The organism is Arthrobacter tecti (assembly GCF_054511355.1).
This window is the reverse complement of sequence record NZ_JBTNCT010000008.1, coordinates 110,728-128,736: the sequence shown is the minus strand read 5'-3', so window position 1 is coordinate 128,736 and position 18,009 is coordinate 110,728. Positions and strand designations below refer to the sequence as shown.

16 protein-coding genes are annotated in these 18,009 nt (G+C 63.4%); 4 read left to right on the top strand and 12 right to left on the bottom strand.

Annotated features, from left to right (window positions below; genetic code table 11):
- The first annotated feature begins 82 nt into the window (after positions 1 to 82).
- On the top strand, positions 83 to 3,331 hold the full coding sequence (locus ACX80C_RS11180) for a DEAD/DEAH box helicase (RefSeq protein WP_459326538.1): 3,249 nt from the start codon (positions 83 to 85) through the stop codon (positions 3,329 to 3,331).
- Positions 3,332 to 3,478: 147 nt separating this feature from the next.
- Here the strand turns inward: ACX80C_RS11180 and ACX80C_RS11175 are convergent, their stop codons facing one another.
- From ACX80C_RS11175 to ACX80C_RS11145, 7 genes are all read right to left on the bottom strand, one after another.
- Positions 3,479 to 4,936, bottom strand: coding sequence for an ABC transporter ATP-binding protein (locus ACX80C_RS11175; RefSeq protein ID WP_459326537.1), 1,458 nt, complete (start codon positions 4,934 to 4,936; stop codon positions 3,479 to 3,481).
- Positions 4,933 to 5,679 carry an energy-coupling factor transporter transmembrane component T gene (locus ACX80C_RS11170; RefSeq protein ID WP_459326536.1) on the bottom strand — a complete coding sequence of 249 codons (747 nt, stop codon included), beginning with the start codon at positions 5,677 to 5,679 and terminating at the stop codon, positions 4,933 to 4,935. Before ACX80C_RS11170 ends, ACX80C_RS11175 begins: the two co-directional genes overlap by 4 nt.
- 3 nt (positions 5,680 to 5,682) lie before the next feature.
- Complete coding sequence (locus tag ACX80C_RS11165) at positions 5,683 to 6,516, bottom strand: ECF transporter S component (protein WP_459326535.1); 834 nt, start codon at positions 6,514 to 6,516, stop codon at positions 5,683 to 5,685.
- A gap of 110 nt (positions 6,517 to 6,626) precedes the next feature.
- Complete coding sequence (locus ACX80C_RS11160) at positions 6,627 to 7,685, bottom strand: nucleoside hydrolase (protein ID WP_459326534.1); 1,059 nt, start codon at positions 7,683 to 7,685, stop codon at positions 6,627 to 6,629.
- Between the two features lie 42 nt (positions 7,686 to 7,727).
- Entirely contained in the window at positions 7,728 to 7,955 is a 228-nt protein-coding gene (locus ACX80C_RS11155; protein ID WP_459326533.1) for a YegP family protein, read from the bottom strand.
- 64 nt (positions 7,956 to 8,019) lie between these two features.
- Positions 8,020 to 8,313, bottom strand: a complete 294-nt coding sequence (locus ACX80C_RS11150) for a DUF503 domain-containing protein (RefSeq protein WP_459326561.1) — start codon at positions 8,311 to 8,313, stop codon at positions 8,020 to 8,022.
- On the bottom strand, positions 8,313 to 9,086 hold the full coding sequence (locus tag ACX80C_RS11145; RefSeq protein WP_459326532.1) for an SDR family NAD(P)-dependent oxidoreductase: 774 nt from the start codon (positions 9,084 to 9,086) through the stop codon (positions 8,313 to 8,315). Before ACX80C_RS11145 ends, ACX80C_RS11150 begins: the two co-directional genes overlap by 1 nt.
- Positions 9,087 to 9,235: 149 nt before the next feature.
- Between ACX80C_RS11145 and ACX80C_RS11140 the strand changes: the two genes are divergently transcribed.
- Together ACX80C_RS11140 and fdhA are read left to right on the top strand one after the other, a co-directional pair.
- Positions 9,236 to 9,697 carry a DUF4383 domain-containing protein gene (locus ACX80C_RS11140; protein WP_459326531.1) on the top strand — a complete coding sequence of 154 codons (462 nt, stop codon included), beginning with the start codon at positions 9,236 to 9,238 and terminating at the stop codon, positions 9,695 to 9,697.
- A gap of 216 nt (positions 9,698 to 9,913) precedes the next feature.
- The gene (gene fdhA / locus ACX80C_RS11135) at positions 9,914 to 11,131 is read left to right on the top strand and encodes a formaldehyde dehydrogenase, glutathione-independent (RefSeq protein WP_459326530.1); all 1,218 of its coding nucleotides are present in this window, start codon (positions 9,914 to 9,916) and stop codon (positions 11,129 to 11,131) included.
- Positions 11,132 to 11,201: 70 nt separating this feature from the next.
- Here fdhA and ACX80C_RS11130 read toward each other — a convergent pair whose 3' ends face one another.
- On the bottom strand, positions 11,202 to 11,618 hold the full coding sequence (locus ACX80C_RS11130; RefSeq protein ID WP_459326529.1) for an acyl-CoA thioesterase: 417 nt from the start codon (positions 11,616 to 11,618) through the stop codon (positions 11,202 to 11,204).
- A 368-nt stretch (positions 11,619 to 11,986) separates the two neighbouring features.
- Between ACX80C_RS11130 and ACX80C_RS11125 the strand changes: the two genes are divergently transcribed.
- Entirely contained in the window at positions 11,987 to 12,676 is a 690-nt protein-coding gene (locus tag ACX80C_RS11125; RefSeq protein ID WP_459326528.1) for a transglycosylase family protein, read from the top strand.
- A 147-nt stretch (positions 12,677 to 12,823) separates the two neighbouring features.
- Here ACX80C_RS11125 and ACX80C_RS11120 read toward each other — a convergent pair whose 3' ends face one another.
- The 4 genes from ACX80C_RS11120 to ACX80C_RS11105 form a co-directional block, all read right to left on the bottom strand.
- Positions 12,824 to 15,250, bottom strand: coding sequence for a Tex family protein (locus ACX80C_RS11120; protein WP_459326527.1), 2,427 nt, complete (start codon positions 15,248 to 15,250; stop codon positions 12,824 to 12,826).
- A gap of 47 nt (positions 15,251 to 15,297) precedes the next feature.
- On the bottom strand, positions 15,298 to 16,089 hold the full coding sequence (locus tag ACX80C_RS11115) for an SDR family NAD(P)-dependent oxidoreductase (protein ID WP_459326526.1): 792 nt from the start codon (positions 16,087 to 16,089) through the stop codon (positions 15,298 to 15,300).
- 103 nt (positions 16,090 to 16,192) lie between these two features.
- Entirely contained in the window at positions 16,193 to 16,831 is a 639-nt protein-coding gene (locus ACX80C_RS11110; protein WP_459326525.1) for a hypothetical protein, read from the bottom strand.
- A 109-nt stretch (positions 16,832 to 16,940) separates the two neighbouring features.
- Positions 16,941 to 17,948, bottom strand: a complete 1,008-nt coding sequence (locus tag ACX80C_RS11105) for a hypothetical protein (RefSeq protein WP_459326524.1) — start codon at positions 17,946 to 17,948, stop codon at positions 16,941 to 16,943.
- Positions 17,949 to 18,009 lie beyond the last annotated feature (61 nt).

Genomic DNA, 18,009 nt, shown 5'->3' with positions numbered 1-18,009 from the left:
GAGCCCAGTCTTGACCGATGTGGCAGCTGTTGCCAACCAGCAAGCTTCCGGAACTGTCAGCGGCGCGTGAGAGCATAAATTCATGCCCAATCCCGCTTATCCCATGATCGATGTCGCGGACATCATCCGCATGGTGGGTGGCGCCGCTTTCCAGCGCGGGCAAGGCTATGCCAAGGATTCACTCGTTCAGGATCTCTCCTTCGAACCTGACTCCAAAGTGGTCCATGCCCAGGTACTGGGCGGATCCCCGATCCCCTACCGCACCCAGCTATATCTCGCGCGAAAAGGTGACGGCCGGTACCACCTGCGGGACAGCTTTTGTTCCTGCCCGGTGGGCCTGGACTGCAAGCATGTTGCCGCCGTCGCGCTCCGGTCCAACATGGAGAATCTGCGCGCTAACCAGGAGCTCACCTCCCCGGCAACTTCCTCCAGGCCGGCCGGGTGGCAGGAGTCCCTGTCCGGCTTGTTGTCGGGCCACGAGCACGACGACGCCGCCCTCGCCGCCACGAAGACCGCGGCCATGGCGCTCCAGTTCGAATTGCGGCCGGTGACCGATTCCAACTGGCAGAAGAAGCGCACCTACCGTGGTTTCAAGCTCGGCGTGCGGCCGGTGGTACGGAACGCCAAGGGTAACTGGGTGAAAAACAACCTCGCCTGGGGCAACATCAGCTACCAGACCTACGGTATGAAGCTGGATCCGGATCAGCACCGGTGGTTCGCACAGTTCCCGGCCCTCCACCGCGGAACCGGTGTCACCTACTTCGGCAACAACGATTCCTGGCTCTACCTGGACGATTTCAGCAATCCCCTGCTGTGGCAGCTCCTCCGCGAGGCGCGAAGGCTGGGCATCGAATTCGTCGGGGCGAAGAAGAGCGTCACCGTCCAGCTGGCCGGCGCCGCCGTCCTGCTCCTCGACGCCACCACCGCTGACGATGAGATCCAGCTCTGCCCCGCCCTGAATATCGACGGCGAGAATCACCCGCCGCAGTCTTCTCACGTCATCGGCAACCACGGCGTGTACACCACGTCCAGCGACGGCCTGATCACACTCGCGCCCACCACCCGGAAGCTCACCGACCAGAACCGCGAGCTGCTGGAGCGCACCCGCCCGGTTCGCATCCCGAGAAGTGAAGAGCAGGAGTTCCTTTCCGGCTTCTACCCGAAGCTGCTGCAGTCCATCGACATTGTCAGCAGCGACAATTCGGTCACCTTCCCCGAGATCGTTCCACCGGTGCTGGTGCTCTCCGCCTCGTTCAGCGATGACGAGCTGAACCTGAACTGGGAGTGGGAGTACCGTGCTGGTGGCTCCGCCACCCGGAAGCCGCTGAAGAACGACGACGGCGACGCCGGTTACCGCGACCCGGCAGCGGAAACCGCCGCTCTTCAGGCCGCACGAGACGCGATGGGCGGCCGGATGGCGCGTGAGCGCACCCTCGCCGGCATGGAGATGGTCGACTTCACCGAGACTGCGCTGCCGCGTCTGGAGCGCCTCGACTCAGTGCGCGTGGACATCATCGGGTCCCGGCCGGTGTTCGAGGAGCTCACCGAAACTCCGCAACTGGTCATCACCACGGTGGATACAGAGGACCGCGACTGGTTCGACCTCGGAGTCCTTGTGACGGTGCAGGGCAGGAAGGTCCCGTTCGACCACATCTTCACCGCGCTGGCCAAGGGCACCAAGAAGATCAAGCTGGTCGACAACAGCTACCTCTCCCTCGACCAACCCATTTTCGAGCAGCTTCGCGATCTCATCGACGAAGCCCGGATGCTGAACGAGTGGGAAACCGGGCTGCGGATCAGCCGCTACCAGGCAACGCTCTGGGCCGACTTCGAGGACCTTGCGGAGGAGACCGAGCAGGCCCAGGCCTGGCGTACCGCCGTCAACGGGTTGCTTGAGCTCACCGAGGTTGAACAAACACCCCTGCCCGCCGGGCTGCAGGCAACGCTGCGCCCCTACCAGGTTGAGGGATTTAATTGGCTCGCCTTCCTCTGGGCCCACGGGCTGGGCGGTGTGCTCGCGGACGACATGGGCTTGGGCAAGACGCTGCAGACGCTCGCACTGCTGACCCACGCCAAGCAGAGCGGCGAAAAGCGTCCTTTCCTAGTCGTCGCACCAACATCAGTGGTACCGAACTGGATGGCCGAGTCGCACAAATTCGCGCCCGGTCTCAACGTCGTGGGTATCGGTGATACCCAGGCGAAGAGCCGCACTCCGCTGGCCGATCAGGTGGAGGGGGCCGACGTCGTCGTTACTTCCTACACGCTTTTCCGGCTGGACACGGACGCCTACGGAGAGCAGGAATGGGCCGGGCTCATCCTTGATGAGGCCCAGTTCGTGAAGAACCATGCGGCGAAGGTGCACCGCTGCGCCAAGGAACTCGATGTCCCGTTCAAGCTCGCGATTACGGGCACACCGATGGAGAACAACCTGATGGAGCTGTGGTCGATGTTCAGCATCACCGCTCCGGGGTTGTTCCCCTCGTCGCGCGCGTTCACGGAGGAGTATCGAACACCGATCGAGAAGCAGGGCGACTCTGAGCGCCTGCAGCGGCTCCGACGCCGCATTCGCCCGCTGATGATGCGGCGCACCAAGGAAGCCGTCGCGTCTGACCTGCCGCCGAAGCAGGAGCAAATCCTCGCCGTCGAACTGCATCCACGCCACCGGAAGATCTACCAGACGCATCTGCAGCGGGAACGTCAGAAGCTGCTTGGCCTGATGGACGATCTGGACCGCAACCGGATGATCGTGTTCCGGTCGCTGACCCTGCTGCGGATGCTCAGTCTGGACGCCTCCCTCGTGGAACCCGAGTACGAGGGCGTTCCGTCAGCCAAGCTGGATGTGCTCTTCGAGCAGCTGGAAGATGTTCTGGCCGAGGGACACCGGGCGTTGGTGTTCAGCCAGTTCACGTCCTACCTGAAGCTGGCAGCCGCACGCCTGGAGCAGCATGGGGTCGAGTTCGCCTACCTCGACGGCTCCACCCGCAAGCGCGGCGAAGTCATCGAGGCATTCAAGAACGGCAAAGCGCCGGTGTTTCTGATCAGTCTCAAGGCCGGCGGGTTCGGGTTGAACCTGACGGAGGCCGATTACTGCTTCCTGCTGGACCCCTGGTGGAACCCGGCCAGCGAAGCCCAGGCCGTGGACCGTACGCACCGCATCGGGCAGACGAAGAACGTCATGGTCTACCGGATGGTTGCCCTCGACACTATCGAGGAAAAGGTGATGAAGCTCAAGGAGCAGAAGGCAAAGCTCTTCAACTCCGTGATGGACGACGACGCCGTCTTCAGTTCAGCGCTGACGGCAGAGGACCTCAGAGAACTGCTCGCGGGCTAGGCGTTCCTTCCTGCACGACTGTCTATGCGTCCGTCATGGGATGGCACCCTCCGTGGCAACTAAGGTTGCTGCATGATGGCCATAACCCATGCCCCCTCTGACCTTGTCGTAGCAGTCAGCGGAAACCCGACCGGAAAGCACTGCGACCTAGCGCTCGCGTAAACCGGCGGCTGTTCCTTCACTGAGCTTGAGCACATGGGAACAGGTAGATTCAGCAAAAGCGATGTCATGGGTTGCCATGACCAGAGTCCCGCCGCTCCGCAGGTGACGTCTGAGCATCTCCGCCATCAGCACCCGGCCGCGCAGATCAAGCCCTGCCGTGGGTTCGTCCAGGGCCCAGATGTCAGGACCGGTGGCCATCACCGACGCAAGTGCCAGGAGCCGACGATTGCGAAAGCAAAGGTCCTGCGGATGGGCATCCACCATGTCCGCCAGTCCCACGTCGCTCAACGCCTGAAACGCGAGGCGCTCCGCTTCCTTCAAAGACCTGCCGGTTGCGCGGGGACCGTAGGCAACCTCCCGCAGTGCGGTGCGCTCAAACAACTGCTGATCCGTGTCCTGGAACAGATAGCCGACGGTCGCGGCAAGTGCTCCGGGGGTCCGCCTGGCAATGTCCTGTCCGTGAATTCGAACCCGACCGGCGGAAGGTTTCAGCAGGCCGTTCAGGTGCTGAAGCAGCGTCGACTTCCCGGACCCGTTCGGGCCAAGCAACGCAACAGCTTCTCCGCGACGGACTTTCAGGCTCCCCACCGAGAGGACGACGTCGTCATCGTAGGTGAAAACGACGTCGTCAACCTCGATAACCTGCTCGACTGCTGCCGGAAAGCACTGGTAATCCGGCCCAACGAAGCCATCCTCTGCCGTGCCAATGCCGCGAGATCTCAACCCGGCAGTCGGTACCGCACTGCCTCGGCCGTCGAACACAACGGTGCCATCGGCCAGGGCGATCACGTGGTCAAGCGTCTCATAACCGTCCGGAAGCAAAGGCTCGAACTGCAGGACAGCGGTCCCGCGACCCCGCAAGCCGACGAGAACGTTCCAAATCTCCTCCCGACCTGCTGCGTCCAGCCCCTTGAACGGCTCATCGAGCACCAGTACATCAGGATTGCCCACTACGGCAGAAGCGATGCACACTCGCTGCAGTTCACCTCCGGACAACCGGCGTGGGTCGCGGTCAAGCAATCCCGTCAAACCGATGCGTTCAGCGGTATCGGATACGAGCCTGCGCATCTCGTCAACCGGGACGCCGCGGTTCGCCAGACCGAAGGAAATTTCCTCACCCACGGTCGCGCAGACCATGGAGAGCTGTGCGTAGGCGTTCTGGCCGACGTAACCCACCCGCGCTCCCCAGGCGGCGGCGTCAATACGCGGATCGGACTCCGAACCATTGAACCGCAACAGTTCGTCGCCGACCGTCAGTGATCCGAGGAACCGTTGCCCCTGGCCGGCCTCGAATTGCCCTGCCAGCAGGCGGGCCAGCGAACTCTTCCCCGAGCCGGATGCGCCGGCCAGGAGCACGTGCTCACCCGAGCGTACGGTGAGTTTCAGGTCTGCCAGGCCGGCGCCGTCGTCGTACGCGAAACTGCGGAGGTCAACGGAGATCATGTCGCATACCACCAGACGACGAAAACGACGACGACGGCGAGCATCACCCAACGCACCGTCCGCTGGGCGGGCGTGTCGGTATCGGTACGGTAGCTGGTCCGTGGAGACGTACGGGCAAAGCCGCGTGCATCGAGCATACGGGAACGATCCGCCGCGTCCACCAACAGGCCGGAGATGAGCGGCCGTCCCACCATTACCAGGGCTCGCAACCGCGAGACCGGATTGTGTGCGACCTGCAGCCCCCGTGCCTGCTGCGCCCGGGTGATTTGGCCGGCCCGCTCCGAAATCATTGGCGCCAGCCCTATGGCTGCTCCGAGGATGAAGACGAGTTTGCGGTTCCATCCACGGTGGGTCATGGTCGCGAGAAGTTCGGCGACATCAATGGAGAGCGCCGCGGTGAGCAGCACGCCGACGAATGCCGCCACCCGGCTTGCGAGCGAAAGCGCCACGAAAAGACCCTCCTCGGTCACAGCCGCAACACCCAAATCGACCAGGACCGTGCTGCCCTCAGGATAGAACAACCCGTGCAGCAGGAAGATGAACAGGACCATCGGCCCAACGAGCACACCGAATACCACGCCGATTTGTTGTGTATGCCCCGAAACAAGTACCAACGGCAATACGAGGAAAAGCAGGACGGCCGTGGAGAAACGCCAGTCGTCCACGACGAGTACCAGCACCACCAGAAGCGCTGCAGCAGTCAACTCAGTGAGCGGGTTGAAGGTCCTTCGCCGAATCCGCACCCGCTAGTTCCTTCCAGGTGAACTCTCAGTCAGCGCCGGTGCTGTCCGTCCGAGGAGGACGCGATGCTTGCGCACGAACGGGAACGAGTTACGCGTTCGGCGCGGAAGCGCGTAAACAATCAGCGCAACCACCGTGAAGATGATCAGCTTGTCGATGGTGTCCGATGTCAGTCCCTGCTTGGTTGCCGCTACCAGCAGGGTGTCCCCCATGGCGCGGAACGCGGCGACAATGGCGTTGGTACCGGCTGTACCGGCAGCTCCAAACATGAACGCTGCAACCGGTGCAGCAAGCAGACCGCCGATCACGCCGGTCAGCAGGCCTGCGATCGGCGCGAAATAAACACGGCGAAACATCCCATACCGTGCGGCGAGTCCAGCGAGTATTCCGATAGCGGCAGATCCGGCAGCGAAAGGCAGTGCAAACGGGTTGAACAGTCCCCACAAGGCGTTGCTGAGTACACCCGTTGCGGCCCCTGCCGCCGGCCCTGCCATTACTGCCACAAGTACGGTGCCCAGGGCATCGAGGTAGATCGGTAGGCCGAGACTTCCGGCGAGCTGGCCGAAGGAGATGTTCAGAGCGATCCCGAGCGGCATAAGTGCCAGCGACTGGGTTCTCAGACCCGGCAGTACCCCGGCCACCATCAGTGCGCCGCCGCCCAGGAATCCGAGGAGCGTGATCAGGGCTGCCGCACTGTTGACCCCGCCCGCTACCTCTGCCGGCTGCACTAGAACGAGATAGAGATACGTCGCAATGATGAGCGCAGCACCGGCCAGTAGGAGCAGGCGGCGCGACCTCGGGGCAGCGACATCAGCGGGCAGTGTGAGTGAGGAGGTCATGGGGGTTCCTTGCGCAGGGCGAAGCGATGTAGGTGGAAGCGCACCTCATGTCACCTCGGCGCAGACCGGCGTAAATCCCGGCAGTCCAACAGTTTACCCGGCGCCCTGCTTTAGCCGGGACTGCCAGGGTAGGTTCCTGATTTCGTCCCCCGGGAAAGCGTTGCGATCCGCTCGATCATCAGTTCGAAGACAGCTTCAGGGTCATTACCGGTGACCACCCGCGCGTTCGGTGGGAGCTTGCGGAAGCCGGCGAAGTCGCCCACTGTCTGCGCGAAGGTCAGTGCCGACTCGGTTTCGACGTCGACATGGGCCTTTCGGGTTTCGAACGGCGTTTCGCCGGTGGCGACCATCGCGGCGAAAAGGTCGTGGAGGTGGGCGATGTAACCCTGGTCGTGCTGCCGGTGGAACTCCATGTAGAAGCGAAGCGCGTCGGACATGCACGCTATCACCGGATTTGCGGACGTACTGCGTAACCCCGCCGGGTCCTCGTCGCGCAGCAGTTCGGGTTTCGCTCCGGCCGCAATTGAGAGTCGGCGCAGGTGCTCGGGCGTGCACTCGATCCGCTCGGTGCTCTCCAAAGCGCAGATGATCGGCAGCTTGTCCTCCTGCACACCGTTGTACGCGGCATAGACTTCCCGGGCCGCGTGCGGGTCTACGTGGGTATTCCACTCCGCAACCGGCGTGGTGTTGCCCCGATAGTTGAAGGACCCACCCATGATCACCAGCCCCTTGAGCAGCTGCGGGAGGTTCGGTTCCTCGCGGATCGCCAGAGCCAGGTTGGTGAGGGGGCCCGTGACCAGGCCGGTGATTTCGCCCGGATTTTCCCGTGCGGCCCGAACCCACAGCTCGACGCCGGTGCGCGCCGACACCCGCTGCTGCGCCTGTGGCAGGACGGCGTAGCCCAGGCCCTGATCGCCGTGGGTTTCCTCGGTGGTCAGAAGCGGAACCTCGAGCGGGGTTTCCCTCCCGACTGCGACCTCGACCCCGGAAACGCGGGCGAGTTCGAGCAGGGCGAGCGTGTTTGCGGCGACCTGCCGGGCCGACACGTTCCCGGCCGTGCAGGTGATCCCCTCCAGGCGGATGTCCGGCACGGCGAACAGATAAAGGAGCGCAACGGCGTCGTCAATTCCCGTATCAACGTCAAGAAGAAGCCGCGGCTGATCAGTCATCCGTTCACCGTAGCAAGCACGGCAAACCACCATCCAGGGGTGCTAAGCGCTCAGACGCCCCTTGTTCGCCGCGTGGGTGATTTCGTCATTCCGGCTGTGATTGACCACCGGGCCTGTCCCTGCGATTTCCCGCATGAGCTCGATACCCTCGATTGCTGCCTGTTTGGTGGGAAAGTAGGCGGAGACCGCAATCAGTGTGCCGTCGCCTGACATCAGTTTGAGCCGGTATCCGTGGTCGTGTGCATCCACCAGCTTGAAGTATCCGGACACTCTCTTACCTCCTTGTAAGGTTGCCTCAACTCTTCCAATGGTAGTAAGCAACCTTGGCATCCGGTTAGTCTTCGCTGGTCACGATTCGGCGACGGACGCTCAGCAGTTCAAGCTCCGGCCGGGCCGCCACAAAGCGTTCCACGGCATCGAGCACCTCCACAAGGTGTTGCCGGTCCGCGCCCACCAGCCCCACCCCGATTCCCGCCCGGCGATGCAGGTCCTGGTGCTCGACCTCCGCCACCGAGACGTCAAATTTTCGCCGCACTTCGGCCAGGACAGGCCGGACCACCGATCGCTTCCCCTTCAGGGAATGCACGTCGCCCAGCAGAACGTCGAACTCTGCGAAGCCCACCCACATCATGCGCCCTGGCTCGCGGCGAGCGAAGCAACCAACGACGACGGCGAGTGCCTGGCGACGAAGGACAGCACCTTATAGCGCCGGCTGGGAATCGAGACGGCCTTTCCTGCGGCCAGATCCTTGAGTGCTGACTCCACCACCGCTTCAGGGTGGAGCCACATCCATCTGGGCACCGTGGTCTTGTCCATTCCCATACGGTCGTGGAACTCGGTATGCACAAAGCCGGGGCAGAGAGCCGTCACCTTCACCCCCCGCTTGCGGTATGCGAAGTTCGCCCAGCGGCTGAAGCTGATCACGGCCGCCTTCAGTGCGCCGTAGGTGCTGCGCGGGGTAAATCCGGCAACGCTCGCCACGTTGATGATCCCACCGGATCCGCGCTCCAGCATTCCCTGCAGGACTGCGTGGCTGAGGGCAAGCGGGACATTCAGCAGGATGGTCGCGAGCTTCATCTCATCCTCGAGTGAATTATCCGTGAATGATTTCGGCAGCCCGTAACCGGCATTGTTGACGAGCAGGGATACCGGCTCGGCACTCTGCCGCAGCCGGTCGAGGACCCGGGTGACGCCGTCGTCGATGTGCAAGTCAGCCTGCAGAACTTCAACGTTCACACCCCAGCGGGAGCGCAACTGCCCGGCCTTTTCCTCCAGCCTCGGAAGGTCCCGCGCGACGAGCACCAGCGAGTGCCCGCGGGACGCCAGCTGTTCGGCGAACCCGGCGCCGATACCAGCGGTTGCTCCGGTGATCAGGGCGGTTCCGTCAGGCAGTTCTGTCATGAAGTTTCCTTATCCACAATCGCAGTCCGGCAGTAAAATGAAAGTGCTGGTTGAGCGCCAGATGTGCTCCTCCAACGGCGGTGCCCTGATGCGCCTTTCCCGACGTGTCGAGCACAGCGAAGAGTCATACTCACACACTAGGAGGGGAGATGACTACCGCATCACACCACGCACATGATTTTCATGTGACTCGCGACCACGTTCGCAGCGCCGCGATGGGGATGGGAGTAGTTTTTCTGCTGGTGGGGATTCTCGGAATGATTCCGGGCATCACCACACAATACGGAGGCATGGCATTTGCGTCCGGTTCGGAAGCGCTGCTGTTCGGCGCATTCCAGGTGTCCGTGTTGCTCAACCTGGTGTACATGGCCATGGGTGCTGCCGGGATCTGGATGAGCCGCGGGATTATGAGTGCACGCAATTTCCTGATGGGAAGCGGTGTGGTGCTCCTGGTCATGTGGCTCTACGGCCTGATCGTCGGCGATTCGGTGGCCAACGTACTGTCCACCAACGCCTCGACGAACTGGCTGAACCTGATCCTCGGCATCATCGCAGTGGGCCTGGGTGTTGCCTACGCCATGCGCCATCGTGGAGGTGACGCCGTCCGGTAGCCATGCCCGCTCCACTACAAGGTCGCCCCGCCCGAGCTTTCGGACGGGGCGTTTGTTGTACGTCTGGAATGTTTGTCCATTCTGGTGATTTATCCGTTCACTGAGCCTAAACTGGCTGCGAGGCCGTCCCGGCTGACATGTGTGTGCTGTTGGCCCTTCCGCCTTCTACGAAGGACGTCCAATTGCGGACGCCCTCTCATCTCGAAAGGGAACACCATGTCAGGAAACAGAGCAGTTGCCTACAAAAGTCCGGGGAAAGTCGAGTTGATCGACACGGACTACCCCACCTTCGAACTGAAGGACGGTCCAGGCGTCAACCCGGACAACATAGGCCGCCAAGTTCATCACGGGGTCATCCTCAAGACCGTTGCCACGAACATCTGCGGCTCCGACCAGCACATGGTTCGCGGACGGACAACCGCGCCTCCGGATCTGGTGCTCGGCCATGAGATAACGGGCGAAGTTGTGGAAGTGGGCCGTGACGTCGAGTTCATCAAGGAGGGGGACATCTGTTCTGTGCCCTTCAATATCGCCTGTGGCCGGTGCCGAAACTGTAAGGAACGGAAGACCGGAATCTGCCTCAATGTGAACCCCGACCGGCCCGGCAGCGCGTACGGGTATGTGGATATGGGCGGCTGGGTGGGCGGCCAGGCCGAGTATGTGCTTGTTCCTTATACGGATTGGAACCTGCTCAAGTTCCCGGACCGGGACCAGGCGTTGGAAAAGATCATGGATCTCACCATGCTCTCTGACATATTTCCAACCGGCTTCCACGGAGCCGTAACTTCAGGAGTAGGTGTTGGCTCGACTGTGTATGTTGCCGGTGCGGGTCCGGTTGGGCTTGCGGCCGCCGCATCCGCTCAGCTGCTCGGTGCCGCCGTCGTCATCGTCGGAGATCTCAACGAGGACCGGCTTGCCCAGGCACGCACCTTCGGGTGCGAAACCGTCAATATCTCCAAAGGTGACCCGAAGGACCAGATCGAGCAGATCCTCGGTGTCCCGGAAGTCGATTGCGGTGTCGATGCCGTCGGCTTCGAAGCGCGCGGCCACGGCGACGACTCCTCCCATGAGGCTCCGGCCACTGTGCTGAACTCGCTGATGTCACTGACAACTGCCGGCGGTGCTTTGGGGATCCCCGGGCTGTACGTCACCGGCGACCCAGGCGGCATCGACGAAGCCGCCAAGGTGGGGTCGCTCTCGCTGTCCCTCGGTACGGGATGGGCCAAGTCCTTGTCCTTCACCACAGGGCAGTGCCCGGTCATGAAGTACAACCGGGGCCTGATGATGGCGATCCTGCACGAGCGGGTTCAGATAGCCAAGGCTGTCAATGCAAAAGCGATCCCGCTCGACGACGCCCCTCGCGGTTACGAGGAATTCGACAAGGGAGCAGCGACGAAATACGTGCTGAATCCGAACGGCTACCTGGCAGCCTAAAGCGCAGGATCGCGCCCCTGCGCGGTTTGTCGCCGCGCAGGGGCCTACACAACGTGATCTCCAGAGCACATCAATCGAACACTGAGGCACCGATGTAGGGAGCGAGCCGCGCTTTCTGCTGATCGGTGATCCTGAGCAGGGCCCCGCTGGTTCCGTCCACGAAGGCGAGAACGGTCTCGGCCTTGACGCAGATCCGGCCCGTCACGGGATCGTGGATGCGGTAGGAGATGGCAAGGCTGGCTGGCTTGACCTGCCCAATCCACACCTCAATTTTCAGCGGGATGTTGCGGTAATCCAGGGTGGCCGTGTACTTGATCCGGTGCTCCACGACCAGGGCCTGCACTCCCTGATCAACTGAGGAGAATAGCGCCACCGGCGGATCTTCGCCCAGACCGCCGGTGCCTCCGGGCGGACCGAAGGCGTGAATACGGGCTTCTTCCAGAAGCCGCGCCACTTCGACGTTGTTGATGTGCCCGTAGGCATCCATGTCACCCCACCTCATAGGAATTTCACAGGTGATTATCTGGTGCGCATCCATTCTTATGTTCTACAGTGGTCGACGGGGTTTCTACCACTCGAAAAGCCGAGCCCGCGATGCGCGTTCGTCAAGCACCGCCACATCTCGATTTGGCAACGATTGGAAAACCCTCTACCTTTGATAAGGAACCCGTTCAGGGACACAAAGCAGACGCATGGTGCGCCTGCCACATATATGCCCGGTGCTGCCCCTCCACCGCACGTTGCTCGTCCGGCAGACACCACAAAAGACCACATAATCAGTCAAGGGTGAGCAACGGCGCAAAGACGTCCGGGGACGGAACGAGTGCAGGTGGCCTTCTGGAGCATCGTACCCCCATGAAGAACCAGAAACTTAGCCTTAACGCGCGCCGCGGCCTTGCAGCTGCCGCCCTCGTCGGCGTCGGTCTCGGTGCATCCGCCGGCGCAGCAAACGCTGCCCCCGCCAGCACCTGGGACGCCCTTGCACAGTGCGAAAGCGGTGGCAACTGGGCCATCAACACCGGCAACGGATTCTCCGGCGGCCTGCAGTTCACCCCGTCCACCTGGGCTGCCTTCGGTGGCCAGGGTGCTCCCCAGAACGCCAGCCGTGAGCAGCAGATCGCTGTTGCCGAGCGTGTTCTCGCCGGACAGGGCTGGGGCGCATGGCCCGCCTGCTCCGCAAAGCTTGGCCTGACCGCCGGCGCCAACCCCACCCCTATCCCGGCTGCACCGGCTCCGGCACCCGTCCAGGTGCAGGCAGCACCGCAGGTTCAGGTGCAGGCTGCACCGCAGGTACAGGTACAGGTACAGCCGCAGGCTCCGGCTCCTGTTGTTGAAGCCCCGGCACCGGTTGTCCAGGCTCCCGTTGTCGAAGCTCCCGCAGCCAGCGGCGAGACCTACACCATCCAGTCCGGTGACACCCTCAGCACCATCGCTGACAAGCTGGGCGTCGAAGGCGGCTGGCAGGCTCTGTACGAGCTCAACGCCGACACCCTCATCCACGCCGACCTCATCTTCACCGGCGACGTACTCCAGCTGCCTGCCTAACAGGCTTCAGCTTCAAAGGGACCCCGCAACGGCTTCGTTGCGGGGTCCCTTTGCGTCTGCGGGCGGCAGCCCACTCGCTGAGTGCTGAGATAATCGCCTTAAACTGAGGCTATTCGGCGATTATCTCAGCACTCAGCGGTCGTTTGATTAGTCTTTCGGCACAAGACCGGCCGCCCGGAGCGCCTCCGCCATCGCCCCGTTTGCCGGAGCGGGCTTCGCGCCACCGCGAGAACCGTTACCGCCGGGCCTGCCCGATTCGCCCGGCTTGGCGTCACCGCTTCGGGCGCCGTTACCGCCGGGCTTACCGGAAGAACGACGACGCCGGTCCTCCCCTCCCCCGCGCGACTCACGTCCGGGCTGCCCGCTGTCGCCGCTCCGCCCGGAGCCGGACCGTCCAGGCCGCCCCGCGCCGTCGTCGTCCAGGCGGAGCGAAAGAGAAATCCGCTTGCGGTCCGGATCAGCCTCGATCACCCTCACCTTGACCACCTGACCGGACTTCACAATCTCGTGCGGGTCGCTGACGAACCGGTTTGCCATTGCGGAGACGTGAACCAGCCCGTCCTGATGCACTCCAACATCGACGAACGCCCCGAATGCGGCAACGTTGGTCACCACGCCGTCAATGATCATCCCTGGACGCAGGTCGGAAATCTTCTCGACGTCGGCGAAGGACGCCGTTACGAAGGCAGGCCGCGGGTCGCGTCCCGGCTTCTCAAGCTCCGCGAGGATGTCCTGAAGCGTGGGCAACCCGATCGCGTCGTCCACGTACCGGGCGAGGTCCAGCGAGCGGAGCGACCCGCCGGCGTCGTCCACCATGCGTCGCGCCACCGGGTAAGCCTCCGGGTGCACGCTGGAGGCGTCCAAGAGTTCGTCGCCACCGGCGATCCGCAGAAAGCCGGCGCACTGCTCGAACGCCTTCGCGCCCAGCCGCGGCACATTCAGCAGGTCAGCGCGCCGGGCGAAGGGACCGTGCTGATCCCGGTGCGCCACGATGTTCCCGCTCAGCAAAGTCCCGACGCCGGCAACCCGGGTCAGCAGCGACGGAGACGCCGTATTCACATCCACGCCGACAGCGTTCACGCAGTCCTCGATCACTGCATCGAGCGAGCGCTCAAGTTTGGTCGGCGTGACATCGTGCTGGTACTGGCCAACTCCGATCGACTTCGGATCGATCTTCACGAGCTCCGCCAGTGGATCCTGCAGCCGCCGCGCGATGGACACCGCTCCGCGCAGCGACACATCAAGCTCGGGCAGTTCAGCGGACGCGAGCGCCGAGGCTGAGTACACGGACGCCCCCGCCTCCGAGACCACGAGTTTCTGCAGCGTCCGGTCAGGCAGCAGCGAGATCAGTTCGGACGCCAGTTTGTCTGTCTCCCGCGAAGCCGTGCCGTTTCCGATGGCAATGAGTTCGACGCCGTGGCTCGCAACCATGCGCGAGAGCGTCGCCAACGAGTCATCCCACTTCCTGGCCGGCGCGTGCGGGTAGATCGTTGAGGTCTCGAGGACCTTGCCCGTGCCATCGACGACGGCGACCTTCACTCCCGTCCGCAGACCGGGATCCAGCCCGATGGTCGTTCGGCTGCCGGCGGGGGCAGCGAGCAGCACGTCCCGCAGGTTCGCGGCGAACACGCGCACCGCTTCCGTTTCGGCGTCCATGAACAAGCGCACCCGCAGGTCGATCGAAAGCTTCGCGAGCAGGCGCCGCCAGGCCTGCTGCACGGTCTGCATCAGCCACGCGTCGGCAGGACGGCCGTGGTCCGCTATGCCAAGGAACGCGGCTACCGAGTTCTCGAAGCGGCGCCGGGCGCGGAGAGCGGCGTCGTCGTCGTCGTTCGCTTCTCCCTCCACCAGCGCCAGTTGCAGCACACCCTCCTTCTCGCCGCGTAGCAGCGCAAGCACGCGGTGGGACGGCATGGCGGAGGGCGACTGGGAGAAGTCGAAGTAGTCGGCGAACTTCTGGCCCTCGGCTTCCTTTCCAGCCACAACCTGGGATCGCAGGCGGCCCTGCTTCCAAAGTCGCTCGCGGAGATCGTCGAGGAGGTCAGCATCCAACCCCGCGCGCTCCACGAGGAGCGCACGCGCACCGGCGAGGGCGTCCTCACCGGTGGCGACGGCGTCGTTCAGGTAGCGCGCCGCCTCCGCGGAGGGATCCAGCGACGGGTCTGCGAGCAGGCTGTCGGCCAGCGGCTCGAGGCCCGCCTCGCGGGCGATCTGCGCCTTGGTGCGCCGTTTGGTCTTGAATGGGAGGTAGATGTCCTCCAGCCGAGCCTTGGTGGCGGCGCCGACGACGGCGGCACGCAGCTCATCCGTGAGCTTGCCCTGCGCCTCGATCGCCTCGAGCACAGCGGCGCGACGGTCCTGAAGTTCGCGCAGGTAGCGAAGGCGCTCTTCCAGCTCACGCAGTTGGGCGTCGTCGAGCGTGCCGGTGACTTCCTTGCGGTAACGGGCAATAAAGGGAACGGTTGAGCCGCTGTCGAGGAGTTCGACGGCGGCCTTTACCTGCCACTGCTGGACGCCGAGTTCTTCTGCGAGTTGTTCGAACAGGGTTGGGCAGGACGTAACTGGTGCGATCACGCCTGCCATTGTTGCATCAAGTGAGCGGGTCCGGTGCTTGCCTGTCGCTAACGCCGCTCCTGCGTGTGGGACTTGTTGTAGAGCCGGAGGGTGAGGCCGGAGTCCACCAGCAGCGTTTGTCCGGTGACGCCGCGGGCCGCGTCCGAGAGAAGAAACACCGCGGCGTCGCCCATGTCGCGTCCTTCCATGAGGCGGTTGAGCACCTGGAAGTCGTTTATTTCCCTGTCCACAAGCTTCCGGTGTTCATCGGAGTATTCCTCCGGAAGGCCGGCCCCGCCTTCGGAGGGAACGTACCCGGGCGCTACCGCATTGCAGCGAACGCCGGACGCACCGAGGTCAATCGCGATTCCGCGGGTCAGCCCCTCAACGGCTGCCTTTGCGGCGGCGTAGATGGCGAAGCCCTCGGTTGTGGCAGTCCCATGCACCGATGAAACATTGACGATCGACCCGGCGGCGTCCCGCTGGAGCAGCTGCCGCGTGAAGGCACGGCACATGAGCCAGGTGCCGCGGACGTCGATGTCATGGACGCGGTCATACTCCGAGACGTCCACGTCGTAGAAGGGTTTGACCAGTCCGATCCCGGCGCTGTTGATGAGCGCATCCAAGGGACCTGCTTCTTCGAAGACGCGCTCTACCTGGTCTTCGTCGGCAATGTCGCCGACCAGGCACCGGACCTGCGGGAAAGCCTCGGAAAGCCGTTGGGCATTGTCCGGCGAGAGGTCCACGCCCACCACCTGCGCGCCCGCAGCGAGCGCCGACTCGACCATCCCGCGGCCGATGCCGAGCCCGCCGGCTCCGGTGATCAGGACCGAACGACCCTCAAGACTGGCTAGCGTCACGGCGAACTCTTTCCTCACGTTTGTCGATCAGCAGCGTGCTGACACCTGAGACGTTAACCGATGAGGGGCGTATGAATCGAATCAGGCAGAAGGAACCCCGGTACTACGCGCAGCCCTCGCGGGTCAGCTCGATCACGAGCGGGTGCGTCCCGGCGAACTCCTGGCCGCCGGTCGAATAAGCCACGTCGATCCCCTGCGCGGTTCCGGCCTCAGCACCCTCCGCGATGGAGATCGAAACAACCAGGTTCACGTACTCGTGAGTGGTGATGTCGTAACCGTTGGCTGGAACGGGAACCACCGGCCCGGCGGGCTCAGCCTCCGGAGTAACAGGTGCAGCCTCGGCACTGTGCGTACCGTGGCCGGCCTCGTCGCCTCCGTGCGCCTTATGGTGGCCTTCCCGGTTCGCCGTTGAGATCTCAGCCTTGACCAGCGTGAGTCCCTGCGGGTCGGCCAGCGACACCTCGTCGATGGTGAAGGTTTCGAGCGCCTCGTTGTGAACCAGCACCGTGAATTCCTGGTACCCAACCGGCGGCTGTGCGGTGCAGAGATTTGCACCATTCTCGGCCAGGTTCAGTGGATCATCGCCGAAATCTTCAGGCGTTTGCTGGACCGAACTGACGTTCTGCTGCTCCTCGCGCGGCGAATTGACGTTCAGCGGATTCGCTTCCACGGCCATGCACCCGCTGGTCAGGATGGCCACCAGCAACGCACCACCTGTCAAAGCTGCCGATCGAACTGCCACGAAAGTCCACATCCTCAGGGTTTCGGTATCAGGCCGCAGCGGAGCGGCCCGGGAATACTTACCCTGTATTCGGAGGCACAGCTCACATGGTTTGGTGGCCACGCCGCTGCTACTCGTACAGGATGTACTCCGGCTGCGGCGTCAACGCCAGGACCTCGGCGGGCGTCATCAGGGGACCGAGCTTCACGTCCTCCTCGAAAAAGAGCTTGAAGCCGGCGTGGATGTTCGGCGACAGATCTGTCATCAGCGCATTGTAGGTTTCGATCTTCATGCCCGCTGACCCAATGCCGTCAACGCTCTTGATCACTTCGACGCCCTCGTACTCCTGGATCGCCGCCTCATTGGAGACAACACTGGCCGAGACCTGGTGAAAAACGAGAGGCTTCTGCGGAAGGTTCTCCTCCTGCACTATTCCGTCGAGGTAAGCGGCAATCGCGTTGATCTCCTCGCCTGTGGTGTGTCCGTAGGAGACTCCCGGCAGCTGGTCGGCGTTGATGTCCCATTCGGGATCCAGCGCGACGCTCACATCGGGTTCCTTCAACCACTTCTCGAGCGAGCGGACCTCTTCCTCCATGCTCGAGCGGCCCGGCTGCACGTTAAGCAGCAGAATGCCGTCATGCCTGCGGGCAGCCTCAAGGTAATCGGCAATGATCTCGTCCGATGCCCGGGCGCGGAAGGCCCCGTCCTCGCCGGGAGCCGCCTGCACGACGACGGCGATCAGTTCCAGCACCGGCAGCACCGTCCGGCCTTCCGCCAGTTGCGCTCCGAGGTCCTCGATCTCGGCAACCCGCTCATCAATAGCGCCGATTCCCAGCCTGCCGAGCGCCGGCGAGTACGGATGCCCGCTGAATCCCACCAGCCGACACTCCGGGAAGAGTTCGACGCCGCCGCGCGGCAGTTCGAGCTGAACCGGAGTGGGTGAGGGCGTCGGCGAGGGAGTTGGCGACGGCGTGGGTGTCGGTGAGGGCGCCGTCGTCGTCGTTTGTGGAGATGTTGCCGAGGACGGCGCCGTGGGACTGGAATCTGACAGATCCGTGGAACTGCAGCCCGCGACGAGCAGCGTCATCGCAAGGATGACCGCCGCGGATACGGGCCGTGCCCTCAAGGACTTCTTCATCCCTCTACGCTACCGCCATCTTCACGCGCTGAAGCGGTACGTGACACCTAGTAAATCTAAC